The sequence below is a fragment of the Pseudomonas ulcerans genome, assembly GCF_036324125.1.
Taxonomy (GTDB): Bacteria; Pseudomonadota; Gammaproteobacteria; order Pseudomonadales; family Pseudomonadaceae; genus Aquipseudomonas; species Aquipseudomonas ulcerans.
This window is the reverse complement of the sequence record NZ_JAZDQN010000036.1, coordinates 42,736-66,701: the sequence shown is the minus strand read 5'-3', so window position 1 is coordinate 66,701 and position 23,966 is coordinate 42,736. Positions and strand designations below refer to the sequence as shown.

Here is a 23,966-nt window from a genome sequence, read left to right as displayed (position 1 = left end):
CGGGAATGCCGAACACATACTCGACACCTTCGTTTTCCAGGCATTGCACAACGACATCGGCGGCCTTGGCCATCTTGCTTGCTACCTCAAATGGGATTGCACGGGTTTGAGTGTCGACCGCTCAGCGCTTGGCGCTGACATCGGTCTGCCCGGTCGCCAGCAAAGCGGCCCGGACGAAGTCTTGACGCAAGCAACGCTCGATAAAGTCACTTACAAAGACGGCGGCATTGTCGCATCTTTTCGGCACTGCCATGGCTTGACGTATTGAAGTAAATGCACCGTCCAGCACCCGATAGCGACAATCGGCCGCAGCGATCTTCTCCAGTGGCTGGCGCACGCCGGCCGCAGCATCGAGGTTTGCGCCGATGAACAGGTCCACGGCGCCCGCCGACGTGCCCGCGCGCTCCAGCGTGGCGTGCTGCAGGGTGCGACTGAGGAACAGGTCGTAGGCCGCGCCCTCGCCCACCGCCAGGCGCAGGCCGGGCTGGTCGAGCTGTTCCACCTGCTGGAACGGAGCGTCCTGGTGCACCAGGTAGGTGCCTTCGATCAGCACGTAGGGGGCGCTGAAGTGGATCTGTGCCTCGCGTACCGGCTCGATGGCCAGGAAGGCCACGGTCCAGGCGTTGTCCTCCAGGGCGGCGAAGACTTTGCCGGCGGCGTCGAAGGTGCGCATTTCCAGGGTGACGCCCAGTTCCTCGGCCAGGGCCTTGGCCAGGGCCACTGAGACGCCCTGGGGCTCGCCGTCGGCGCCGCGCTGGGCGAGGACCGGGTTGCCGAAGTTTATGGCGGCGCGCAGGACGCCGTCGGGGGCGAGTTCGGCGAGGATGGCGGGGTTGACAGTGGTCATTCAGAATTTCCTTGGTTGGACGCGGACCTTGTGGGAGCGGGTTCACCCGCGATTGCGTCGGCGAATTCGCTACCGCAATCGCGGGTGAACCCGCTCCTACAGGGGATCGCGTCGTCTAGAGGCTTACCAGATCGGCAAGGTATAGGAAACGATCAAGCGATTCTCGTCGGCACCGCGGGCAAAGCTCGACCGATAGGCCGCATTGCGCCACTTGATCCCGACATTCTTCAGCACCCCGTCCTGGAACACATACCCCAGGTCGGTGTTGCGCTCCCACTCGCGCCCGCTGCGGGTGGAGGTCGCCGCATCGGCGTGATCGCCCTTCACATAGCGGCTCATGAAGCTCAGCCCCGGCAGGCCGACGGCGCTGAAGTCATAGTCGTAGCGCACCTGCCAGGAGCGCTCCCCCGGTTCGGCGAAGTCGTTGATCTGGATGTAGTTGGCCAGGTACGGGTCGGTGCCGTTGACGAACGGCATCGAGGTGTCGCCGGTCATTTTCTGCAGGCCGATGCCCAAGGCATGCCCGCCCAGGCTGTAGGTGAACATGCCGCTCAAGGCGCCGCTGTCGATGCGCCCGCCCCGGGCCGCGCCACTGTCGTCGCTGAGCATGTAGCGCACATCGCTCTTCAGCTTGCCGGGGCCGACGGCCAGGGTGTGGACCAGGCCGAGGAAGTGCTGGCTGTAGACCTCTTCCAGCTCGGCGTACTGGTAGCTGACCAGGGTCTGCTTGCCGAGGGCGTAGTCGGCACCGCCGATCAGCAGCGCATCGCCATCGGCGGCAGCGCGGAAACGACGGTTCTTGTTGTTCAGGGTAAGGCCGACGGCATCGGTGGAATCGCGGTCGGTCATGCGCTCGAAGCGCGCGCCGACCAGGGTCAGGCCGGCGATGTCCTTGACCGTCAGCAGGCCGCCGTCGAAGGTCTGCGGGAGAATGCGCCCGGTGTTGGCCTGCAGGGTCGGCAGCTTGGGAATCAGGGTGCCGTACTTCAACTCGCTGCTGCCGATGCGCACCTTGGCGGTCAGGCCGACCCGGCCGAACTCGTCGGCGGCGCGGCCGTCGCCGTGGGTCGGCAGCAGGCCGCTGCCGGTGCGATCCGGGCTGGAGTCCAGCTTGAGGCCGAGCATGCCCATGGCGTCCAGGCCGAAGCCGACGGTGCCGGCGGTGTAGCCGGAGCGCAGGTCGAGGATGAAGCCTTGGGCCCATTCCTCGCGCTTGTTCTGGCCGCTGCCATCGCGAAAGTCGCGATTGAAGTAGTAGCTGGAGGTTTGCAGGCTGGCCTTGCTGTCGTCGATGAAACCGGCGGCGCTGGCCAGGCAAGGGGTCAAGGTAACCAGGGTGGTGATGATCTTCTTGTTGTTGTGCATCGGTGGTTTCGCTTTTTTAGGGGCATGGGGGTGCCAGGACCCTCCGGATGGGGCCTGGCAAAGAGGAAAGTGCTGGACTCGCAGGTTGTCAGTGCGCCGAAGCCGCCACAGGCTCACCCGGCTCCTTGTTGCCGACCCGCATCAAGGCAGTCATCAGGAAGGCCACCGCCAGCAAGCCGCTGAGGAACAGCAAGCCGGTCGACGCGCTCTGGCTGCTGCCCTTGACCACACCGATCATCGACGGCCCGACAAAGCCGCCAAGGTTGCCGATGGAGTTGATCACGGCGATGGACACCGCTGCGGTGGTGCGGTCGAGGAACAGGGTCGGCAGCGCCCAGAACGGCGACTTGAAGCTGTACAGCCCGGACAGCGCGACGCAGATCATCGCCATCGACAAGACCGGGCTGCCCAGCATCCCCGCCCCCACCAGGCCCTGCGCGGCCACCAGCAGCGGCACCGCCGAGTGCAGCTTGCGTTCGTTACGCCGGTCGGAGCTGCGCGACCAGATCACCATGGCCACCGTGGCGACGATGTACGGCAGCATGGCGATCAGCCCGATCTCGGTGTGGCTCAGGCTGCTGGAGAAGCCCTTGATGATCTGCGGCATCCAGTAGCCGACGCCGAGGCTGCCGCACTGGTAGACGAAGTAGATGAACGCCAGGTAGAGCACCTTGGGGTTGGTCATGGTCTTGAACACGCCCAGGCTCTTGACGTTCTTGCGGCTCTGGCGGTCGCGCTCCAGTTCGGCGATCAGCCATTGCTTTTCCTCGGGCTTGAGCCACTTGGCCTGCTCCGGCTTGTCGGTGAGGAAGAAGTAGCAGGCGACGCCCAGCAGCACGGCGGGAATGCCTTCGAGGAACAGCATCCAGCGCCAGCCGCTCCAGTCGAGCCACTTGACGTTGTCCATGATCCAGGTGGAAAGCGGCGCACCGATGATGTAGCTGACCGGGATCGCGGCGGTGAACAGCGCCACGGTGGTCGCCAGTTCCCTGGAGCGGAACCAGTAGGTCAGGTAGACGATGATCCCCGGGAAGAACCCGGCCTCGGCCACGCCCAGCAAAAAGCGCAGCACATAGAGCTGGTTGGCGGTCTGGGCGAAGGCGGTACCGGCGGCGATCAGGCCCCAGGTCACCAGGATCCGCGCGATCCACACCCGCGCGCCGTACTTGTTGAGCATCACGTTGCTCGGCACTTCGAAGAGGAAGTAGCCGATGAAGAAGATCCCGGAAATGAAGCCGAAGGCTTCGCTGGTCAGGGCCAGTTCCTTGTTCATCTCCAGCGCGGCGTAGCCGATGTTGGCGCGGTCCAGGTAGGAGACGATGTAGAGCAGGAAAACGAAGGGGATGATCCGCCAGGTGACCTTGCGGACGATCGCGTGTTCATCGAGCGTATTGTTGTTGTTCATGGCGACCTCGTAGGCAGCAAGCTTGCGCCTGTGCCGTGGATTTTTATAGTGGCCGGGCCGAGGCCCGGATGTATCAGGCGGAAAAGACCATGCACACCGGACTGCCGGTGCCCAGGGTGAAACCGGTGTCGCTCAGGCAGCCGGACGCAGGGTCGACGGCCAGGGCGACGATGGAATCGCTGTCCTCGTTGAGGGCGAAAAGGAAACGCTGGTTGGGCGTCAGGGCGAAGAAACGCGGGGTGCGCCCGCCGCTCGCGGCGAACTGCACGGGCTGCAGCAAGCCGCTGGCAGTGTCGATGGCGAAGACCGCGATGCTGTCGCTGCCACGGTTGGAGGCGTAGAGGAAACGCCCGTCGGCGCTGACATCCAGCTCCGCCGCGCGGCTGTTGCCGGTGTAGCGCGACGGCAGCGAAGGCAGTACCTGCAGGGGTTCCAGCGCACCACTGGCCGGGTCGAAACGATAGCTGGTGACGCTGGAGTCCAGTTCGTTGAGGGCAAACACCAGCGGCGCCCGTGAGTGCACGGCCACCTGCCGGGGGCCTGCGCCTTCGCGGCTGGCGACGAAAGCCTGCTCGGTCGGAACCAGGCGACCGTTGTCGAAGCGGAACACGAAGATCCGGTCCAGGCCCTTGTCCGGCACCAGGACGAACTCGCCGCTGGCATCGAACAGGTTGTAGTGCGGCTTGGCGAACGGCTGCTCGACCCGGTGCGGTCCCGTCGGGCCATGCAGGGCGAGCAGTTGCACCAGGCTGCCAAGGGCACCGTCGGCATCGATTTCGAGCACCGCCAGGGTGCCGCTGAGATGGTTGGACACCACCAGGAACCGTTCGCTGGGGTCCAGGGCCAGGTGCACCGGGTTCTTGCCCTCGCAGCTCTGGCGATTGAGGAAGCTTAGCTGGCCGTTGCCCGGGTCGACGCGGAATGCACTGACCTCGCTGCGGTCGCCGTGCACCGCGTAGAGGCGGTCGCCGCGGCGGTTGAGGGCGAGGAACGACGGGTTGACCAGGTCTTCGACCAGTTGCACCAGGGTCAGGCGGCCCTGCTCCTGGTCGACGGCGAAGACGCTGATGCCATCGCCGCGGGCGTTGCGTTCACGGGTGGTGCGGGAGCCGACGTAGGCAAACATGGGGTTACTCCAAAATCTTTGTTGTTCTTTCTGGCCTCATCGCTGGTAAACCAGCTCCCACAGGGATTGCGTGCTCCGCTGGACCTGTGGGGCTTGCCAGCGATCGGGACAGTGCTAGCCCCTGGTCCTGGCAACGACCTTGCGCACCACATAGGGCAACACCCCGCCATGGCGCAGGTAGCGAATCTCCTGCTGCGAGTCGATCCTCACCCCCAGCCCGACCTCCTGGCACTCGCCCGAGGCCCGGCGGATCACCAGGGTCACCGGGTTGTCGCCGACCCGCAGGTCATCCAGGCCGAGGAAATCCAGTTGCTCGCTGCCATCCAGCCGCAGCTCATCCACGCCCTGCCCCTCACGGAACTGCAGCGGTACCACGCCCATGCCGATCAGGTTGCTGCGGTGAATGCGCTCGATGCTGCGCGCCACCACCGCCTTGACCCCGAGCAGCGCCTGGGCCTTGGCCGCCCAGTCGCGGCTGGAACCGGCGCCGTAGTTGATCCCGGCGAACACCACCAGCGGCGTGCCCGCCGCGGCGTAGCTCTTGGCCGCTTCGTACAAGGGCAGGCACTGCTGGCGGTCAGCGGTCCAGGCCCAGGCGCCCTGCCCCGGCTGTTCATCACCGAGCAGGCGGTTCTTCACCGATTTGTTGGTAAAGGCGCCGCGCAACATCACCTCGTGGTTGCTGCGCCGGGTCGAGTACTGGTTGAGGTCCTGCGGGTCTTCGCCACGCTCCAGCAGCCATTGCCCGGCCAGGCTGGACGCGGGGATAGCCCCGGCCGGGGAGATATGGTCGGTGGTGACGTTGTCGCCCAGCACCATCAGCGCCCGTGCACCGGCGATGGCCAGGCTGGCCTTGGCTTCGGCCTGGATATCGGCGAGGTATTGCGGACGACGCAGGTAGGTCGACTGCGCACTCCAGGGGAACTGCACGCTGCCCTCGGCGGACAGCGCCTGCCAGTGATGGGTGCCGTCCCAGACGGTAGCCAGGCGCTGCTGGAAGAATTCCGGGCGCACCACCTGCGCCACCTGCGCGGCGACCAGGTCGTCCGCTGGCATCAGATCGTGCAGGTAGACCGGCTGGCCATCGGCGCCCGCGCCCAGCGGGTCGCGGGTCAGGTCGATATCGATGCGCCCGGCGATGGCATAGGCCACGCACAACGCTGGCGAGGCCAGGTAGCCGGCCGGCACCCTGGGGTTGACCCGGCCTTCGAAGTTGCGGTTGCCGGACAGCACCACCACGCCCTTGAGACCCTGCTCGGCGAAGTCCTCGACATGTGCTTCGAGCTTGCCGGAGTTGCCGATGCAGGTCATGCAGCCGAAGCCGGCGAGGTCGAAGCCGAGGGCGGAAAAGTCCTCCAGCAGGCCGGCTTCGGCCAGGTAGTCGGCGACCACCCGCGAACCGGGGGACAGCGAGGTCTTCACCCACGGCTTGCGCTGCAGGCCCAGCTGGCGGGCGCGGCGAGCCAGCAGGCCGGCCTGGATCATCAGCGCCGGGTTGGCGGTGTTGGTGCAACTGGTGATGGCCGACATCACCACCGCGCCATGACCAATGGCCTCGCCGAACGATGGCTCGAAGAAGGTCTGCGCCGCGGGACCGGCAATCAGCCCCTCGCCGCCCAGCACTTCCTCGCGGAACGAGGCGCCGGCGGCGGACAGCGGCTGGCGCTGGTGCGGTTGGTGCGGACCGGCGACGCTGGGTTCGAGGCTGGCCAGGTCGAGCTCGATCAGTTCGTCGAACTGCGGCTCGGGCAGGTCGTCGCGGCGCCACAGCGGCTGGGCGGTCATGTAGGCACTGACCTGGCGCCGCAGTTCGGCGGGACGGCCGCTCAGCTCCAGGTAGCCCAGGGTTTCATCGTCGAACGGGAAGAACACCACGGTGGCGCCGTACTCCGGCGCCATGTTCGACACCGTGCCGCGCGCCGCCCAGCCCAGGCTCGACAGGCCGGGCCCGGTGAACTCGACGAACTTGCCGACCACCAAACGCTGGCGCAGGATCTGCGCCACGTGCAGCGCCAGGTCGGTGGCAGTGACACCCGGCCGCAAGGCGTTGCTCACACGGATGCCGATGACCTCGGGGAAGCTGATCGGCACCGGCTCGCCGACCATCGCCGCCTGCCCTTCGAGGCCGCCGACGCCCCAGCCCAGCACGCCGATGGCGTTGATCATCGGGGTGTGGCTGTCGGTGGCGACCATGTCGTCCGGGTGCAGCAGGCGCCGGCCATCGGCCGTGGCGCTTTCCCAGACCACCTTGGCCAGGGCCTCCATGTTCATCTGGTGGATGATCCCGGTGCCCGGCGGGATCACGCCGAAATTGTCGAGGCTCTTCTGCGCCCACTTGATGAAGCGGTAGCGCTCGCTGTTGCGGCGGAAATCGATGTCGAGGTTGGCCTCGACCGCGTCGGCCTCGGCGTAGCGCTCGACGATCACCGAGTGGTCGATGGTCAGTACCGCCGGGATCAGCGGGTTCATCGCCTGCGGATCGCCGCCCAGCTCGGCGACCACGTCGCGCATGCCGGCGAAGTCGGCCAGGGCTGGCAGGCAGGTGGTGTCATGGAACATCAGGCGGTTGGGCTGGAACGGTACCTCGCACACCGGGCCCTCGCCGATGGCGCGCAGCAGCACCGACGGCAGCGCCTGCGGCGAGCAGCGCGCGACGTTCTCCAGGAGGATGCGGATCGAATACGGCAGGCGCGCCAGAGCCTCGGCGCCCAGCAGCTTGTGCAGGTCGACGTAGGCAAAGGTCTGCTGGTCGATCACCAGGGAGGAAAGAAGGTCGCGGGCTGTCTCGGTCATCTCGTCGCTCGGCTTTTCTAGTGTTTGGCGGGACCGGGCAAAAGCCGGGCACCGTCGATGGGGCCGATACTAGGAGCTGGGCGGGGGGATGAAAATTGATCAATCGCCACGGGAGCGTTCTCCAAACGAGAACGCTCGTGAGGATCAGCGGTCAGGCCGTTCGGAGATGGTCGATGAAGGTCCGCAGGGTCGGCGACGCCGCGTCATATTTGCGCAAGGCCAGGAGCAGCGAGCGCTTGGCCCAGGGCTCGGCCAGGGTCACCGCCTTGAGGCCATGGCTGCGCTGGTACTGGCTGACCACGCTGCGCGGCAGCACGGCCACCCCGAGGCCGTTGGAGACCAGCCGGCACATGCAGTCGAAGCTGCTGATGCGGATGCGCAGGCGCAGCGGCAGTTCGAGTTTCTCCGCCTCGCGGGTGAGCAGGCTGTACACCGAGCTTTCCAGGTGCGGGCCGACGAACTCGTGGGCCAGGGCTTCGCCGAAGCGTATCGACCGGCGCTGCGCCAGGGCATGTCCGGCGGGTACCACCAGGACCAGCTCGTCATCGCGGTAGGCCAGGGTCTCCAACCCCTGGGCGGCAGTCTGCGAAGCGATGATCCCCAGGTCGGCACGGCCGTCGGCCACCGCCCGCACCACCGCCGAGCCGACCCGCTCCTCGATGTCGAACTTGATCTGCGGGTACAGCGCGGCGAAGGCAGCGACGTCCTGGGGCAGGAACTGCGACAGCGCCGAGGTGATGGCATGGATGCGGATATGGCCCTTGACCCCGCTGGCGTACTCGCCCAGCTCGCTGTCGAGCTGGGCCAGGGTCTGCTTCAGTTGGCGGGCGTAGAACAGCAGCGACTGCCCCGCCGGGGTCAGGTCGACGCCACGGGCGTTGCGGATCAGCAGCGGCGAGCCGATCTGCGCCTCCAGTTCGCTGATCCGCTTGCTGATCGCCGACACCGCCAGGTGCTTGATCCGCGCCGCGCGGGTGAGGTTGCGCTCCTGGGCGACGGTGATGAACAGGTCGAGGCTGGTGAGGTCGTAGCGCATCGGTGGGCTCCTCAAGCGGCCAGCAGTTTCAGGGCCCGGCGGGTCACCCGCTCGATATAGGCCGGATCGCCATGGATACGCGCCAGGAGGATCGCCCCTTCGTAATCGGCCACCAGTTGCTGGCCGAGCTCTTGCGCGTCCTCCAGCGTCGCGAACAGCCGCGTGCAGGCCGCCGCCCAGTCGGCGAAGAAGGAGCGGATCGGCGCCATCAGTTCCGGCTTGCCATAGCTGGCGTCCACCGCCACCACGCCCATCAGGCAGCCGATGGCGTCGTCCTGGAACAGGCGCAGGGCCTTGCGCCCCATCTTCGCCAGGCGCTCGGCCGGCGCCAGGCGCTCGTCTTCGGCAATGCTGAACAGATGCCGGGCCAGGCCCTGGTGGGTCCAGTCCAGGACATCGCGCAGCAGCGATTCCTTGTTCGGATAGTGGTGATAGAACGACGCCTTGGTCAGGCCGCAGGCGCTCGCCAGGGTGTCCATGGTGGTGCCGTGGTAACCCAGGCGCTTGAAGGTGATGGCGCACTGGTTGAGCAAATCGTCGCGGGAAATCTTCGGCGGGCGCATGGCAAAACCGGTCTCTCGATCAAGGCCGGTGATTCTAGGGTATAAGCGTGCCCCGCTCAATTTGACGATTACCAAACGTTTGTTTAGTTTCAATACGCAAACCAAACAAACGGTAAGTAACTCATCACTGCAGGAGAGCAAGGAATGACACAAGCCAACAGCGGCCCGGGACGAGTCACCCGCGAACAGCGCGGCCAGCTACTGCTGATCGGCCTGGACCGGGCCGGCAAGCGCAATGCCTTCGATAGCGCACTGCTCGGCGACCTGTCGCTGGCCCTCGGCGAGTACGAAGGCAACGAGCAACTGCGTTGCGCGGTGCTGTTCGCCCACGGTGCGCACTTCACGGCGGGCCTGGACCTGATGGAACTGGCGCCGAAACTGGCCAGTGGAAGCTTCGCCTACCCGGCCGCCGGCATCGATCCATGGGGCGTCAGCGGCAAGCGCCGGACCAAGCCGGTGGTGGTGGCGGTCAATGGCACCTGCTGGACCGCCGGCATCGAGTTGATGCTCAACGCCGATATCGTCGTCGCCGAAAGCGATGCGCGCTTCGCTCACCTGGAAGTGCTGCGCGGCATCGCCCCCCTGGGCGGCTCCAGCGTGCGCTTCCCCCGCGCGGCGGGCTGGCACGCGGCGATGCGCTACCTGCTTACCGGCGACGAGTTCGATGCCGCCCAGGCATTGCACATGCGCCTGGTGACCGAGGTGGTTGAGCCGGGACAGGCGCTGGAGCGAGCCATCGCGCTCGCCGACAAGGTTGCCCGAGCCGCGCCGCTGGGCGTGCAGGCAACCCTGGAGTCGGCCTTCGCCGCGCAGGACCAGGGCGATAGCACGGCCCTGGCGTTGCTCGACCAACAGATGCTCAGGCTGATCCGCAGCGAGGATGCGCGGGAGGGGGTGATGGCGATGATGCAGAAGCGCGAGGCGGTGTTCAGCGGGCGCTGACGGCCTGTTGGCGAACGCCCCAAACAAGGCTCGAACATCCACTACGAACGGAATGGAAGACAGTGCAGATCCCCCTGACCACCTGCGACGGCTATCCCCTCGTTGCCACCCGCTACGACGCCTGCGGCACGCCGCGCGGCAATCTGCTCGTGGCTGGCGCCACCGGCGTGCAGCAGCGCTTCTACCGGCGCTTCGCCGAGCATGCCGCGCGCCAGGGCCTGAACGTGCTGACCCTCGACTATCGCGGCGTCGGCCAGTCACGCCCGGCCTCGCTGAAGGGCTTCGAGATGTCCTACCTGGACTGGGCCCGCCAGGACCTCGCCGCCGCCGTCGACCTGCTGGCCACGGACCAGTTGCCACTGTACTGGGTCGGTCACTCCTTCGGTGGCCACGCCATCGGCCTGCTTCCCGAGCCCTCGGCCATCACCGCCTGCTACAGCTTCGGCAGCGGTGCCGGCTGGGCCGGCTGGATGCCGCCGGGCGAAGCACTCAAGGTACGCCTGCTATGGAACTGCGTCCTGCCGGCGATCGTCGCCGCCAAGGGCTACATGGCCTGGAGCGTGCTGGGGATGGGCGACGACCTGCCGCTGGGGGTGTATCGCGACTGGAAGCGTTGGTGCCGCTACCCGCACTACTACTTCGACGATCCGGACATGCAGCCCCTGCACGAGGCCTACGCCAGGGTGCGCATGCCCTGCGTCTTCGCCACGGCGCTGGACGATCCCTGGGCCCCGCCCCGCTCGCGGGACGCCTTCGTCAAGGCGTATCGCAATGCCCCGCTGACCCTGCGTGACCTGCGCCCGGCGACAGGACGCGGGCTGGGGCACATGGGCTATTTCCGCGAAGGCGCCGAGCCGCTGTGGGACGACGCGCTGGGCTGGCTGCTGGGTCACGGCTAGACGATTCACCCGGCAAACACGATCCCCGAGCGCGCCGCTGCATTGCGGATATGCTCCTGCATGGCCTTCTGCGCCGCCCCCGGGGCATGCCGGGCCAGGGCGCGGAGGATCTTGCGGTGTTCCTGCCAGGTTTCCATCGCCCGCTCGGGGCGGATGAACGGCAGCTTCTGGCTTTCGATGAAGATCGCTTCGCTGGCCGTGATCACGTGCAGCATCGCCCGGTTGCCAGCGGCTTCGAGCAGGCGCCGGTGGAAAGCGAAGTCCAGCCGCGCCGCCGCCTCGAAGTTGCCCGCGCGCAGCTCCACGCGCATGGCTTCGACATTGGCCGCGAGTTCGTCGAGATCGTCGGCGGTCAGCGCGCTGGCCGCCTGGCCGGCAGCGAAGCCTTCCAGCACGTAGCGCAACTGGAAGGTGTCCGCTGCGCCGATCTGCGCGGCGAAAGGCCAGCTGAACCAGGACGCATCCGTCGCCGCCTCGACCTTGGCCGACTGGACGAACACGCCCTTGCCCGGCTGCACGGTGATCACCCCCAGCGCACTGAGGGATGACAACGCCTCGCGCAACGAAGCGCGGCTGACACCGAGACGCTCGGCCAGGTCACGCTGCGATGGCAGCGCGTCGCCCGCCTGGTAGCCGCCCTCGCGGATCAGGCGCTGGATGGCCTGCTGGGCCTGTTCGGGGACGGCACTTCGGATGGGGGCTTCGAGCATGTGTTCAGACCGGTCGGAACGAAGGATTCGCTGTTTTACGTCCTTTTCCGCACGTCGCGCAAGTGCGGCCCCAAACTGGCGCAAGCCCCGTAAACATTGCCTTTTTTCGGCGCAGAAGCAGCCATTGCGACGGACACGGACAGGCCAACTGTTCAGACCAGTAATACCGCTCAAACACGCGGATGGCGGCCGTTTTCCAGGATATTTCCGCTTGTGGCACGCCCGCTGCAATGGCTTCCGGCATCCGTTTCAGTCCATCGATCCGCCATGAGGTCACCACCATGCGTAAACTGCGTACCCTTCTGCTGGCCACCCTCCTCTGCGGCGGCGCCCTCAGCGCCCAGGCCGACGTGCTCGGCGACATCAGCCAGCGCGGCGTGCTCAAGGTCGCCGTGCCCCAGGACTTCCCGCCCTTCGGTTCGGTCGGCCCGGACCTCAAGCCCCGCGGCCTGGACATCGACACCGCGCAACTGCTCGCCGACAAGCTCGGCGTCAAGCTGGCCGTGACTCCGGTCAACAGCACCAACCGCATCCCCTTCCTCACCACCGGCAAGGTCGACCTGGTGATCTCCAGCCTGGGCAAGAACCCCGAGCGCGAGCAGGTGGTGGACTTCTCCCTGCCCTACGCGCCGTTCTACCTGGCGGTGTTCGGTCCCGAAGCGAGCCCGGTCGACAGCGTCCAGGCCCTGGCCGGCAAGACCATCAGCGTCACCCGTGGCGCCATCGAGGACATGGCCTTGACCGCCGTGGCGCCCGAAGGCACCACGATCAAGCGCTTCGAGGACAACAATTCGACCATCGCCGCCTACCTGTCCGGCCAGGTCGACCTGATCGCCAGCGGCAGCGTGGTAATGGCGGCCATCGCCGAGAAGAACCCAAAGAAAGTCCCGGTGCTCAAGGTCAAGCTCAAGGACTCGCCGGTGTACGTCGGCATGGCCAAGGAACAGCCGGCGCTGCGCGAGAAGGTCAACGCCATCCTCGCCGAAGCCCGCAGCGACGGCAGCCTGAACCGCAACGCCGAGAAATGGCTGAAGCAGCCGCTGCCTGCCGATTTCCAGTGAGCCTGCGCGCATGGCCTATCAATTCGATTTCGCCGCCGTCCTGAGCCAGGGCGACCTGCTGCTCAAGGGCGCGCTGTTCACTCTGGAACTGACCCTGATCGGCACCCTGGTCGGGGTGGCCGTGGGCATCCTCGGCGCGGTGGCCCGCGCCTGGCAACTGCGGCCGTTCAACTGGCTGTTCGCGGTCTACGTGGAGCTGATCCGCAACACGCCGTTCATCGTCCAGCTGTTCTTCATCTTCTTCGGCCTGCCGGCCCTGGGCCTGCGCATGAGCGAATGGCAGGCGGCGGTACTGGCCATGGTGATCAACCTCGGCGCCTACTCCACCGAGATCATTCGCGCCGGCATCCAGGCCATCCCGCGAGGGCAACTGGAGGCCGCCGCGGCGCTGGCCCTGAGCCGCGCCGAGACCTTCCGCCACGTGATCCTGCGCCCGGCCCTGGCGCGGGTGTGGCCGGCACTGTCGAGCCAGATCGTGATCGTCATGCTCGGCTCGGCGGTGTGTTCGCAGATCGCCACCGAGGAACTGTCGTTCGCCGCCAATTTCATCCAGTCGCGCAACTTCCGCGCGTTCGAGACCTACCTGCTGACCACCCTGGTCTACCTGGCGATGGCCATCGCCGTGCGCCAGCTCCTGAACCTGCTGGGTCGCCACCTGATCCTGAGGAGAGGCTGATGGACTTCACCCTGTGGGACATCGTCCGCAACCTGCTCACCGGCCTGCAGTGGACCCTGCTGCTGTCGCTGGTGGCCTTCGCCTGCGGCGGCCTTGGCGGGCTGCTGGTACTGCTGGCGCGGATTTCCGACAACGCCGCGCTGCGCGGTTTCGCCCGCTGCTTCATCGAGCTGTTCCAGGGCACGCCGCTGCTGATGCAACTCTTCATGGTGTTCTTCGGCATCGCCCTGTTCGGCATCGACGTCTCGGCGTGGATGGCGGCGGCGCTGGCCCTGACCCTGTTCACCAGCGCCTTCCTCGCCGAAATCTGGCGCGGCTGCGTGGAGTCGATCCCGCGCGGCCAGTGGGAGGCCGGGTCGAGCCTGGCACTGAACCGCTACGAGCAACTGCGCCACGTGATCCTGCCCCAGGCCCTGCGCATCGCCGTGGCGCCGACCGTGGGTTTCTCGGTGCAGGTGGTCAAGGGCACCGCGGTGACCTCGATCATCGGCTTCACCGAACTGACCAAGACCGGCGGCATGCTGGCCAACGCCACCTTCGAACCCTTCCTGATCTACGGCCTGGTCGCCCTGGGCTACTTCATTCTGTGTTTTCCACTGTCGCTGGGTGCCCGTTACCTGGAGAGGAGGCTGCATGCCGCTGGTTAGAGTGTCTGCGTTGCACAAGTACTACGGAAACAACCATGTCCTGAAGGGCGTCGACCTGAGCATCGAGCAAGGCGAGGTGGTGGCGATCATCGGCCGCAGCGGCTCGGGCAAGAGCACCTTGCTGCGCACCCTCAACGGCCTGGAATCGATCAACGACGGGGTGATCGAAGTCGACGGCGAATACCTCGACGCCGCCCGTGCCGACCTGCGCTCGCTGCGGCAGAAAGTCGGGATGATCTTCCAGCAGTTCAACCTGTTCCCGCACCTGAGCATCGGCGAGAACGTCATGCTCGCCCCGCAGCTGGTGAAGAAGACGTCGAAGGCGCAAGCGCGCGAACTGGCGCAGCGGATGCTGACCCGGGTCGGCCTTGGCGAGCGCTTCGACGCCTACCCCGACCAGCTCTCCGGCGGCCAGCAGCAACGGGTGGCGATCGCCCGCGCCCTGGCGATGTCGCCGAAGGTGCTGCTGTGCGACGAGATCACCTCGGCGCTCGACCCGGAACTGGTCTACGAAGTGCTCGCCGTGGTGCGCGAGCTGGCCCGGGAAGGCATGACCCTGGTGATGGTCACCCACGAGATGCGCTTCGCCCGCGAAGTCGGCGACAAGCTGGTGTTCATGCACCAGGGCAAGGTGCATGAGATGGGCGATCCGAAAGTGCTGTTCGATGCGCCGCAGACGCCGGAGCTGGCGAACTTCATTGGTAGCGTGGCATAGGGCCGGGTCATCGCTCAGCTCAGGCCTGCTTCAAGGCCCCTTCCTCCAGGGTCTTCCACAACCGGCGCATGGTCGGGTTCTGGTTGGCATGGGCGCAGTACGAGCGGATCTCCAGGCGCGTACTCCAGTCCTCGCCGCCGGCGCGGACCAGCCGGCCGCGCTCCAGCTCCTCGGCCACCGCGCTCTGCGGCAGCCAGGCCACGCCATGGCCATCCACGGCCATGCGCATCAGCAGCATCGCCATGTCCGCCTCGTAGCAACGCTCCAGCACGCAAGCGCTCGGGCCGTTCTTGATGACGATGTCGGCCACCCGGCCAAGGAAGGTGGTGGCGGTATACGCCAGATGCGGCACCGGCCGCGCCGAGCTGCCCGGCAGGCGGAAGCGCGGCTTGCCGGTCGCGTCCGGGGCGCACAGCGGCAGGAACACATCGTGGCCGAGCGTCAGGCTGCCGAAGCGTGCGGTGTCCATCAGGATCGGCGCCAGCGGGTGGTGATAGACGATCATCAGGTCGCAGCTGCCCTCCTCCAGGGCAATCACCGCGTCATGGATGTTGGCCGCCACCACCCGCGCGCTGAACTGGCCATTGCGTGACTGGAACTGGCCGAGCCATTGCGGCAGGAAGGTCATCGACAGGCTGTGCCCGGCGGTCACCTGGATCGAACGCCCGGGCATGCGCTCCACGTCGCGCAACGCCGCGCGCAGCCGGAGCAGGCCAGCCAGGGCCTCTCGGCCTTCATCGCAGAAGATCCGCCCGGCGGCGGTCAACTGCACCGGATAGGTGCCCCGGTCCACCAGTTCCACCCCGACCCATTCCTCCAGTGAACGAATGCGCCGCGACAGCGCCGACTGGGTGATGCAGCGCACCTCGGCAGCTCGGGAAAAGTTCTTCCACTCGGCCACCGCCAGCAGATCGTCCAGCCATTTGATTTGCATATCGCCACCTCGCTGCGTGGCGGCAGTGTACTGCGCGTCCAGCCCGGTTCCGCAGCCTTTTCCACAAACTATTCCAAAAGCGCATGGGGCCATCGGGATTACTCATCAAGCCGCGGCAGCCGCGTCCCTAGAATCCGGCCAATCCCGTTTCACCCCCGCACAACAACAAGAGGATCGCCCCGTGAAGAACACCCGACTTCCCCGTCGCATCGCCTATGGCATCGCCCTCGGCGTGCTCACCGGCTGGGCCTGCCATCATTTCGCAGGGAGCGAACAGCAGGCGAAGGACATCGCCGCGTACTTTTCCATGGTCACCGACATCTTCCTGCGCCTGATCAAGATGATCATCGCGCCGCTGGTGTTCGCCACCCTGGTCGGCGGCATCGCCAGCCTGGGCGACTCGCGCTCGGTGGGACGCATCGGCCTGCGTGCCATGGCCTGGTTCGTCAGCGCCTCGGTGGTGTCGCTGCTCATCGGCATGGGCCTGGTCAACCTGTTCCAGCCCGGCGCCGGGCTGAACATGGACATCAGCCAGCACGCCGCCGCGCCACTGGCAGTCAACACCGGTGATTTCAGCCTCAAGGTGTTCATCAGCCACGTGTTCCCGCGCAGCTTCGCCGAGGCCATGGCCAACAACGAGATCCTGCAGATCGTGGTGTTCTCGCTGTTCTTCGGCTTCGCCCTGGCAGCGGTGAAACGCGCGGGCTACAACGGCATCAGCCAGGCCGTGGACGAACTGGCCAAGGTCATGTTCCGCGTCACCGACTACGTCATGGCCCTGGCGCCGATCGGCGTGTTCGCCGCCATCGCCTCGGCCATCACCGTGCAGGGCCTGGTCCTGCTGCTGGACTTCGGCAAGCTGATCGCCCAGTTCTACCTGGGTATCGCTCTGCTCTGGCTGGTGTTGTTCGGCGCCGGCTACCTGTTCCTCGGACGCAGCGTGCTGACCCTCGGCAAGCTGATCCGCGAGCCGGTATTGCTGGCCTTCTCCACCGCCAGCAGCGAGTCCGCCTACCCCAAGACCATGGAAGCCCTGGAGAAATTCGGCGCGCCGAAACGAGTGTCGAGTTTCGTCCTGCCGCTGGGTTATTCGTTCAACCTCGATGGCTCGATGATGTACCAGGCCTTCGCCATCCTGTTCATCGCCCAGGCCTACAACATCGACCTGAGCTTCACCCAGCAGTTGCTGATCCTGCTGACCCTGATGATCACCAGCAAGGGCATGGCCGGCGTGGCCCGGGCCTCGGTGGTGGTGGTCGCCGCGACCCTGCCGATGTTCAACCTGCCGGAAGCCGGACTGCTGCTGATCCTTGGCATCGACCAGTTCCTCGACATGGCTCGCACAGCCACCAACGTGGTCGGCAACAGCATCGCCACCGCCGTGGTCGCCAAGGCCGAGGCCGGGCAGCCCGAAGACGAACACGAGCCTGTCCGCCAGCCCTCGCCATCGCTTGCCTGAGGAACCGACCATGACTTCTGCCCCACGCAAACTCGGCATCGTCGGCGGTCTCGGCGCGCTGGCCGGCGGCGACCTGTTCTACAAGCTGCTGCGCTCGCGCGCCGTGCTCGACGCGCAGGACCGCTACCACTTCCTGTTCGAGCAGCACCCGTTTCGCGACCTGGAGCTGCCGCTGGATCGCGAGGCGAACATGACGGCACGCAAGTTCTATGTGTTTCAGGTCTGCCGTTCGTTCGAGACCAACGGCGTCGACGCGGTGCTGCTACCGTGCTTCGCCAGCCATACCTTCCGCGAAGAGGTCCAGGCAGAACTGGGCATTCCGGTGCTGGACATGCTGGATGCCCTGGCCCTGCACCTGCAGCACTGCGTCGAGCCGGGGACGCCGCTGGGGGTGATCGCCTCGGACTTCGTGCGCCACTCCGGCCTGCTGGAACGCTACCTGGGCGCGCACTACCCGCTGGTCTATCCCGACGACGCCGGACAGCAGGCGCTGATGCAGGCGATGTACGCTGCGGGCGGCGTCAAGGATGGGCATCTCCAGGGCCTGCCGCTGGAAACGCTGTACCAGGTCAGCCTGGCGCTGCAGGCCGAAGGCGCGCAATGGATCGTGCCAGGCCTGACCGAGCTGTCGCTGGTGTGTACCGCCTTGCAGCAGCGCGGCATCGCCGTGCTGGATATCAACGACATCTATTCCAGCTTCGCTACCCGCCGCCCCGGGCAGGCACAACGGCCCGCGTTCAAGCTGGGCATCGTCGGTGGGGTCGGGCCGGCGGCGACCGTGGATTTCATGGGCAAGGTGGTCGCCAGCACCCCGGCCGGCAAGGATCAGGACCACCTGAAGATGGTGGTGGAACAGAACCCGCAGATCCCCGACCGCACGGCCAGCCTGCTGCACGCCGAGACCGATCCGACCCTGGCCCTGTACGCCACCTGCAAGCGCCTGGAAAGCGCCGGGGCCCATGCCATCGCCATTCCCTGCAACACCGCGCATGCATTCGTGGAGCGGATCCAGGGGCATCTGCGGGTGCCGATCGTCAACATGCTCCACGAGACCCTGGCGCATATCCGCGAACACTACGGTACGCAGCGCCAGATCGGCCTGCTGGCAACCTCCGGCACGGTGCACAGCCAGGTCTACCACCAGGCCGCCGCGCAACTGGGCCTGCAACTGATCGCTCCCGGCCACGACTACCAGGCCCTGGTCATGCAGGCGATCTACGGCGAGCGGGGGATCAAGGCCGGCTTCACCGAGGGCATCTGCCGCGAGCAGTTGCTGGTGGCCGCCGAGCACCTCTGCGACCTCGGTGCCGGCGTGCTGATCCTCGGCTGCACCGAACTGCCGCTGGTGCTGGACCATTGCGAGGCATTCGCCCTGGGCGAGCATCGGGTGCCGCTGGTCGACCCGACCACCGTGCTCGCCCGCCGCTGCGTGGCCCTGGCGCTGCCCTAGCGCAGCTCCGGCCAGGTCGTCAGCACATCGACCCCGTCCTCGGTCACCACCACCATGTGCTCCCACTGCGCCGACAGCGAGCTGTCGCGGGTCACCACGGTCCAGCGGTCGGCCAGGGTCTGGGTCTGGCGCTTGCCGGCGTTGAGCATGGGCTCGATGGTGAAGATCATTCCCGGCTTGAGCTTCATGCCGTAGCCGGGCTGGCCGAAGTGCAGGACCTGCGGCTCGTCGTGGTAGATGCGGCCGATGCCATGGCCGCAGTACTCGCGCACCACGCTGAAGCCGGCACCCTCGCCCACCGACTGGATGGCATGGCCGATATCGCCGAGGGTCGCTCCCGGTTTCACCGCTCGAATGCCTGCCCACATGGCGTCGAAGGTCACGTCCACCAGGCGCTGCGCCTCGGCGCTGACCTGGCCGACGCAGTACATGCGGCTGGTGTCGCCGAACCAGCCGTCCTTGATCACCGCGGTGTCGATATTGACGATATCGCCGTCCTTGAGCACCCGCCCCGAGGGTATGCCGTGGCACACCACTTCGTTGACCGAGACGCAGAGGGTCTTGGGAAAACCGTGGTAGCCGACGTTGGCCGGGGTGGCCTTCTGCTCGTTGACGATGTAGTCGTGGCAGATGCGGTCCAGCTCATCGGTGCTGACACCGGGCTTTACGTACGGGGCGATCATCGCCAGCACGTCGGCGGCCAGTTCAGCGGCGACGCGGGCCTGGGCGATCTGTTCTTTCGAGTGCAGGGTCACGCCTTTCAATGCTGGGCCTCCATGGCAAGGGCGATGGGCGTGCCTTCGAGGGCGCAGACGCGCTTCAGGTCGAGGCCACCCTGTTGCTCGGCCTGGATCAGCAGGCGGCAGATTTCATTGTGGTTCAGGTCGGGATGCAGCTCGGCGAGCATGCCGATGCGCATCCAGTGTTCAGCCTGGGCGTTGATCGAGCGGCTCAGCGCGTTACTGGCGACGCGAAGGCTCTCATGCATCGATTCCGAGATCTTTACGATACCCATGGAAAGTTCCTATACGAAACGCAGACGATTCGTATATTAACCGAAAACTTGCGCTGGGTAACATTTCCCGCTTGATCCGCTGTACGGCGGTTGACTGGAAAAGCACAGTTTCACGCTTACGCTTGGTCAAAGCCAAAGCGAAAACATCAGGGAAGTCAGACACGTGCCATCGATCTACCAGCTCAAACCACGTTTCCAGGCGCTGCTGCGACCTGGCGTCACCCGCCTGCATGCGCGCGGCGTCACCGCCAACCAGGTGACCCTCTTCGCCGCCCTCGTCTCCGTCCTGCTCGGCCTGCTCCTGGCCTGGGGCGCCAGCCATGCCTGGCTGTTCGCCCTGCTGCCCCTGTGGATGCTGCTGCGCATGGCGCTGAACGCCGTCGACGGCATGCTCGCCCGCGAGTTCGGCCAGCAGTCGCGCCTGGGCGCCTACCTCAACGAACTCTGCGACGTGATCGCCGATACCGCGCTGTACCTGCCCTTCGCCCTGCTTGCCGGGGTCTCGCCGCTGCTGGTGGTGCTGGTTGTGGTCGCCGCGCTGGTCAGTGAGTACGCCGGGGTCATGGGCCCGCTGGCCGGCGCCTCGCGGCGCTACGACGGGCCCATGGGCAAGAGCGACCGGGCCTTCGTCTTCGGCGCCCTCGGCCTGGGAGTGGCCTTCGCCCTGCCCGCCGCCTGGATCAATGGCGCGTTGCTGGTGGTCCTCCTGCTTTGCCTCTATACCCTCTACAACCGGGTGCGCCGCGGTCTGGCCGAAACCCGCTGATTTCCCTCGCCGGATAAGGAATCGTCCCATGCGCCAGGCGCAATCCCTGCATTTCACCACCCATGACGGTGTCGAGCTGTTCTACCGCCACTGGCCCGCGCAACGGGAGCCGGGGCAGGAAAAACGCGCCTTGGTGCTGTTCCACCGCGGCCACGAGCACGGCGGGCGCATGGCCCACCTGGTGGACGAGCTGAACCTGCCCGACCACGATTTCTTCGCCTGGGACGCCCGCGGCCACGGCCAGTCCCCCGGTACCCGCGGCGACAGCCCGGGCTTCGCCCACAGCGTGCGCGACGTACAGACCTTCATCGACCACATCGGCACCCAGCATGGCGTTCCCGAGCAGGACATCGCCGTGGTGGCGCAGAGCGTCGGCGCCGTGCTGGTGGCAACCTGGGCCCACGATTACGCGCCGCAGGTGCGCTGCCTGGTGCTCGCCTCGCCGGCCTTCGACATCAAGCTCTACGTGCCTTTCGCCCGCCCCGGCCTGAAGCTGCTGCGGGCCTGGCGCGGCAACTTCTTCGTCAACAGCTACGTCAAGCCGCAACTGCTCACCCATGATGCGGAACGGGTGGTGTCCTACCGCAGCGACCCGCTGATCACCCGGCCGATCTCGGTGAACATGCTGCTCGGCCTGTACGACGCCGCCGACCGCGTGGTGGCCGATGCCCAGGCCATCCAGGTCCCCACCCAGGTGCTGATTTCCGGGTCCGACTTCGTCGTCCGGCGCAAGCCGCAGGAGCAGTTCTTCGAGCGCCTCGGCACCCTGCACAAGGAAAAGCACATCCTTCCGGGGTTCTTCCACGACACCCTGGGCGAGCGCGACCGCAGCCATGCCCTGACACGGATCCGCCGCTTCATCGGCGAGTGCTTCGCCCACGCACCACAGCGCCCCTCCCTGCTCGACGCCGACCGCCACGGCGCCAGTTGCGCCGAAGCCGAGAGCCTGGCCGCGCCCCTGCCGAAATACTCGCCGGCCAACCTCTACTGGCAGGCCACCCGCGCCTCGCTGCGCCTGGGTCGACAGTTCTCCGAGGGCATCAAGCTGGGCTTCGACACCGGCTTCGATTCCGGCAGCACCCTGGACTACGTCTACCGCAACGAAGCCACCGGCAAGGGCGGCTTCGGCAAGGCGGTCGACCGCAACTACCTGGATGCCATCGGCTGGCGCGGTATCCGCCAGCGCAAGCTGCACGCCGAAGAACTGCTGCGCCTGGCCATCGCGCGCCTGCGCGAGCAAGGCCGGCCGGTACATATCGTCGATATCGCCGCTGGTCACGGCCGCTACATCCTCGAAGCCTTGCAGGGCCTGGAACAGCGTCCCGACTCCATCCTGCTGCGCGACTACAGCGAGCTCAACGTCGACCAGGGCAGCGCCCTGATCGCGGAAAAAGGCCTCGCCGACATCGCCCGTTTCGTCCGCGGCGATGCCTTCGACCGCGCCTCCCTCGCGGCCCTCGATCCACGCCCGACCCTGGCCGTGGTGTCCGGCCTGTATGAGCTGTTCCCCGACAACGACCTGCTCCGCGCCTCCCTCGGCGGCCTGGCCGATGCCGTGGAGGATGGCGGCTACCTGGTCTACACCGGGCAGCCGTGGCACCCGCAACTGGAGATGATCGCCCGCGCCCTGACCAGCCACCGCGGTGGCGAGGCCTGGGTCATGCGCCGCCGCAGCCAGGCGGAAATGGACCAGTTGGTGGCGGCCGCAGGCTTCCGCAAGCTGGAGCAGCGCATCGACGAGTGGGGCATCTTCAGCGTCAGCCTCGCCCGGCGGGTGCGCTGATGCACCCGCCACGGGAAGCCGGGCTGATCCGCCGGGGCGTGCTCTGGCTGCTCCTGCTCGGGCCGCTGTTCTTTCTCAGCTACGGCCTGAGCAACAGCTTCACCGCACAACGCGACGATGTCGGCAGCCTGGTGTTCGCCTGGGAAAGCGCCATTCCCCTGTTGCCGTGGAGCATCGTGCCGTACTGGTCGATCGACCTGTTGTACGGCCTGTCCTTCCTGTTGCCGCGCACGCGCCGGGAAATGGACCTGCATGCCCTGCGCCTGCTCAGCGCACAGCTGATCTGCGTGGCCTGCTTCCTGCTCTGGCCGCTGCGTTTCACCTTCGAGCGGCCCGGCCTGGACGGCGTGTTCGGCTGGCTGTTCGACGTGCTGATGGGCTTCGACAAGCCCTACAACCAGGCGCCTTCGCTGCATATCGCCCTGCTGGTGATCGTCTGGGCGATGTTCGCCCGGCACACCGGCGGCCGCGGGCTGCGCCTGCTGATGCACGGCTGGATGGCGCTGATCGGCCTGTCGGTCCTGACCACCTGGCAGCATCACTTCATCGACCTGCCCACCGGTGCCCTCGCCGGTTTCCTGTGCCTGTGGCTGTGGCCACGGGAAGGGCTTTCGCCGTTGCGCCTGGCACGCCCGCCCGCCTCGGCGCGACGCTACCACCTGGCTGCACGCTACGCCGTGGGTGCCGGGGTGCTTGCCGCCGTGGCCTTCACCCTCAAGGGCGCCTGGCTCTGGCTGCTCTGGCCCGGCGTGGCGCTGCTGCTGGTGGCGCTGAACTACGGGCTGTTCGGTGCCGACGGCTTCCAGAAAGGCGCCGATGGCCGCCAGTCCTGCGCCGTGCGCTGGCTGCTGGCGCCTTACCTCGCGGCGGCCTGGATCAACTCGCGGCTGTGGACCCGCCGGCATCCCCAGGCCGATGAGGTCTGCGACGGCGTCTTTCTCGGGCGTCTGCCTGCGCGAGGCGAGGCGATCGATTTCGCCAGCATCCTCGACCTGTGCGCGGAACTGCCAATGCAACCCGCCCCCGACCAGCATTACCGCAGCCTGCCGTGCCTGGACCTGGTGGTGCCGGACCAGGAGCGCTGCCGTGAAGCGGCCAACTCCATCGAAACCCTGCGCGGTCACGGCCCCTTGCTGGTCTGCTGCGCCCTCGGCTACTCGCGCAGCGCCAGCGTGGTGGCGGCCTGGCTGGTCCTGAGCGGACGCTGCGCCACGGTCGACGCCGCCGAAGCCGTGATCCGTCGCGCCCGCCCCGGCGTGGTGCTGTACCCCGCCCACCGCCGCCTGCTGGAACAACTGCCCACGGGAACCTGTCCATGAGCGAAGAACCGCAACTGGCCCTGACCGCGCGCCTGCTGCAACGAGGCCGACAGATCGAGCGCCTGTCCGACGGCATCAGCCTGGTCGCCCTGCTGGCCGGCCTGGCGCCGCTGTTCGTCGCCGCCCGCCACCCCGTGCTGACCGGCATGCTCTGCGCGCTGCTGCTGATCCTTGGCCTGGCGCAGAAGTACCATGCCCTGCGGGTGGCGCTGGATGCCGAGCTGATCGGCGCCCTGGCAGGCGATGCCGGACGCCTCAGCAGCCGCACCCGCGCCCTCGACCAGTCGCTCTACGAACTGGGCCTGAAACCCGCCGGCCGTGAACGCGACTGGCTGTCGCGCTGCCGTGGTGCCCTGCGCCTGCTGCGCTGGCAGGCTGTGTGCCTCATCCTGCAGGTGGCCCTGGCGCTGTTCGGCCTGCTGCTTCTACCCTGGCTTCCATTGGCTGCATAAGGA

At 66.8% G+C, this 23,966-nt stretch carries 24 protein-coding genes; 12 read left to right on the top strand and 12 right to left on the bottom strand.

All coding sequences use genetic code 11. The features are described from left to right. The 8 genes from V0R59_RS32070 to V0R59_RS24665 all read right to left on the bottom strand — a co-directional run. Window positions 1-73: hypothetical protein (locus V0R59_RS32070; RefSeq protein ID WP_375547432.1), on the bottom strand; the 73-nt coding region annotated here is incomplete at its 3' end. A gap of 48 nt (window positions 74-121) precedes the next feature. Beyond that, on the bottom strand, window positions 122-847 hold the full coding sequence (locus V0R59_RS24695) for a transporter substrate-binding domain-containing protein (RefSeq protein ID WP_330078435.1): 726 nt from the start codon (window positions 845-847) through the stop codon (window positions 122-124). 123 nt (window positions 848-970) lie between these two features. After that, entirely contained in the window at window positions 971-2,212 is a 1,242-nt protein-coding gene (locus V0R59_RS24690) for an OprD family porin (RefSeq protein WP_330077198.1), read from the bottom strand. Between the two features lie 88 nt (window positions 2,213-2,300). After that, entirely contained in the window at window positions 2,301-3,617 is a 1,317-nt protein-coding gene (locus tag V0R59_RS24685) for an MFS transporter (RefSeq protein ID WP_330077199.1), read from the bottom strand. 73 nt (window positions 3,618-3,690) lie between these two features. Continuing rightward, window positions 3,691-4,743 (bottom strand): lactonase family protein, encoded by a 1,053-nt coding sequence (locus tag V0R59_RS24680; RefSeq protein WP_330077200.1) that lies wholly within the window; start codon window positions 4,741-4,743, stop codon window positions 3,691-3,693. Between the two features lie 114 nt (window positions 4,744-4,857). Next, a complete protein-coding gene (gene acnA, locus V0R59_RS24675; protein WP_330077201.1) occupies window positions 4,858-7,536 on the bottom strand; it encodes an aconitate hydratase AcnA in 2,679 nt (892 codons plus the stop codon). Window positions 7,537-7,687: 151 nt separating this feature from the next. Continuing rightward, complete coding sequence (locus V0R59_RS24670; RefSeq protein ID WP_330077202.1) at window positions 7,688-8,572, bottom strand: LysR family transcriptional regulator; 885 nt, start codon at window positions 8,570-8,572, stop codon at window positions 7,688-7,690. 11 nt (window positions 8,573-8,583) lie between these two features. Beyond that, window positions 8,584-9,135, bottom strand: a complete 552-nt coding sequence (locus V0R59_RS24665) for a TetR/AcrR family transcriptional regulator (RefSeq protein ID WP_330077203.1) — start codon at window positions 9,133-9,135, stop codon at window positions 8,584-8,586. A 144-nt stretch (window positions 9,136-9,279) separates the two neighbouring features. Here V0R59_RS24665 and V0R59_RS24660 point away from each other — a divergent pair, with 144 nt between their 5' ends. After that, a complete protein-coding gene (locus V0R59_RS24660; protein WP_330077204.1) occupies window positions 9,280-10,077 on the top strand; it encodes a crotonase/enoyl-CoA hydratase family protein in 798 nt (265 codons plus the stop codon). A gap of 62 nt (window positions 10,078-10,139) precedes the next feature. Beyond that, window positions 10,140-10,976, top strand: coding sequence for an alpha/beta hydrolase family protein (locus tag V0R59_RS24655; RefSeq protein WP_330077205.1), 837 nt, complete (start codon window positions 10,140-10,142; stop codon window positions 10,974-10,976). Between the two features lie 5 nt (window positions 10,977-10,981). Here V0R59_RS24655 and V0R59_RS24650 read toward each other — a convergent pair whose 3' ends face one another. Then, window positions 10,982-11,686 (bottom strand): FadR/GntR family transcriptional regulator, encoded by a 705-nt coding sequence (locus V0R59_RS24650; RefSeq protein ID WP_330077206.1) that lies wholly within the window; start codon window positions 11,684-11,686, stop codon window positions 10,982-10,984. Between the two features lie 281 nt (window positions 11,687-11,967). Here V0R59_RS24650 and V0R59_RS24645 point away from each other — a divergent pair, with 281 nt between their 5' ends. The 4 genes from V0R59_RS24645 to V0R59_RS24630 are packed head-to-tail and all read left to right on the top strand — an operon-like array spanning window position 11,968 to window position 14,785. Beyond that, on the top strand, window positions 11,968-12,747 hold the full coding sequence (locus tag V0R59_RS24645) for a transporter substrate-binding domain-containing protein (protein WP_330077207.1): 780 nt from the start codon (window positions 11,968-11,970) through the stop codon (window positions 12,745-12,747). Window positions 12,748-12,757: 10 nt separating this feature from the next. Further along, window positions 12,758-13,423, top strand: coding sequence for an amino acid ABC transporter permease (locus tag V0R59_RS24640; protein WP_330077208.1), 666 nt, complete (start codon window positions 12,758-12,760; stop codon window positions 13,421-13,423). Then, a complete protein-coding gene (locus tag V0R59_RS24635) occupies window positions 13,420-14,070 on the top strand; it encodes an amino acid ABC transporter permease (RefSeq protein ID WP_330077252.1) in 651 nt (216 codons plus the stop codon). The genes V0R59_RS24640 and V0R59_RS24635 overlap by 4 nt, the downstream gene beginning before the upstream one ends. After that, window positions 14,057-14,785, top strand: coding sequence for an amino acid ABC transporter ATP-binding protein (locus V0R59_RS24630; protein WP_330077209.1), 729 nt, complete (start codon window positions 14,057-14,059; stop codon window positions 14,783-14,785). Before V0R59_RS24635 ends, V0R59_RS24630 begins: the two co-directional genes overlap by 14 nt. A 19-nt stretch (window positions 14,786-14,804) precedes the next feature. Here the strand turns inward: V0R59_RS24630 and V0R59_RS24625 are convergent, their stop codons facing one another. Beyond that, window positions 14,805-15,719, bottom strand: a complete 915-nt coding sequence (locus tag V0R59_RS24625; protein WP_330077210.1) for a LysR substrate-binding domain-containing protein — start codon at window positions 15,717-15,719, stop codon at window positions 14,805-14,807. A gap of 181 nt (window positions 15,720-15,900) precedes the next feature. Between V0R59_RS24625 and V0R59_RS24620 the strand changes: the two genes are divergently transcribed. Together V0R59_RS24620 and cuyB are read left to right on the top strand one after the other, a co-directional pair. Next, entirely contained in the window at window positions 15,901-17,178 is a 1,278-nt protein-coding gene (locus V0R59_RS24620; protein ID WP_330077211.1) for a dicarboxylate/amino acid:cation symporter, read from the top strand. Window positions 17,179-17,188: 10 nt separating this feature from the next. Next, the gene (gene cuyB / locus V0R59_RS24615) at window positions 17,189-18,628 is read left to right on the top strand and encodes a cysteate racemase (protein ID WP_330077212.1); all 1,440 of its coding nucleotides are present in this window, start codon (window positions 17,189-17,191) and stop codon (window positions 18,626-18,628) included. Here cuyB and map read toward each other — a convergent pair. Together map and V0R59_RS24605 are read right to left on the bottom strand one after the other, a co-directional pair. Then, the gene (map, locus tag V0R59_RS24610; protein WP_330077213.1) at window positions 18,625-19,392 is read right to left on the bottom strand and encodes a type I methionyl aminopeptidase; all 768 of its coding nucleotides are present in this window, start codon (window positions 19,390-19,392) and stop codon (window positions 18,625-18,627) included. The two genes, cuyB and map, sit on opposite strands and share 4 nt — an antisense overlap. Further along, the gene (locus V0R59_RS24605; protein ID WP_042130507.1) at window positions 19,389-19,643 is read right to left on the bottom strand and encodes a ParD-like family protein; all 255 of its coding nucleotides are present in this window, start codon (window positions 19,641-19,643) and stop codon (window positions 19,389-19,391) included. The genes map and V0R59_RS24605 overlap by 4 nt, the downstream gene beginning before the upstream one ends. 163 nt (window positions 19,644-19,806) lie before the next feature. Here V0R59_RS24605 and V0R59_RS24600 point away from each other — a divergent pair, with 163 nt between their 5' ends. From V0R59_RS24600 to V0R59_RS24585, 4 genes are read left to right on the top strand one after another with little or no spacing between them, the layout of a single operon-like run. Then, entirely contained in the window at window positions 19,807-20,409 is a 603-nt protein-coding gene (locus tag V0R59_RS24600; protein WP_330077214.1) for a CDP-alcohol phosphatidyltransferase family protein, read from the top strand. A 28-nt stretch (window positions 20,410-20,437) separates the two neighbouring features. After that, window positions 20,438-22,192, top strand: coding sequence for a bifunctional alpha/beta hydrolase/class I SAM-dependent methyltransferase (locus V0R59_RS24595; protein ID WP_330077215.1), 1,755 nt, complete (start codon window positions 20,438-20,440; stop codon window positions 22,190-22,192). After that, window positions 22,192-23,511 (top strand): phosphatase PAP2/dual specificity phosphatase family protein, encoded by a 1,320-nt coding sequence (locus V0R59_RS24590; protein ID WP_330077216.1) that lies wholly within the window; start codon window positions 22,192-22,194, stop codon window positions 23,509-23,511. Before V0R59_RS24595 ends, V0R59_RS24590 begins: the two co-directional genes overlap by 1 nt. After that, entirely contained in the window at window positions 23,508-23,963 is a 456-nt protein-coding gene (locus tag V0R59_RS24585; protein ID WP_330077217.1) for a hypothetical protein, read from the top strand. The genes V0R59_RS24590 and V0R59_RS24585 overlap by 4 nt, the downstream gene beginning before the upstream one ends. The last annotated feature ends 3 nt before the right edge of the window (window positions 23,964-23,966 follow it).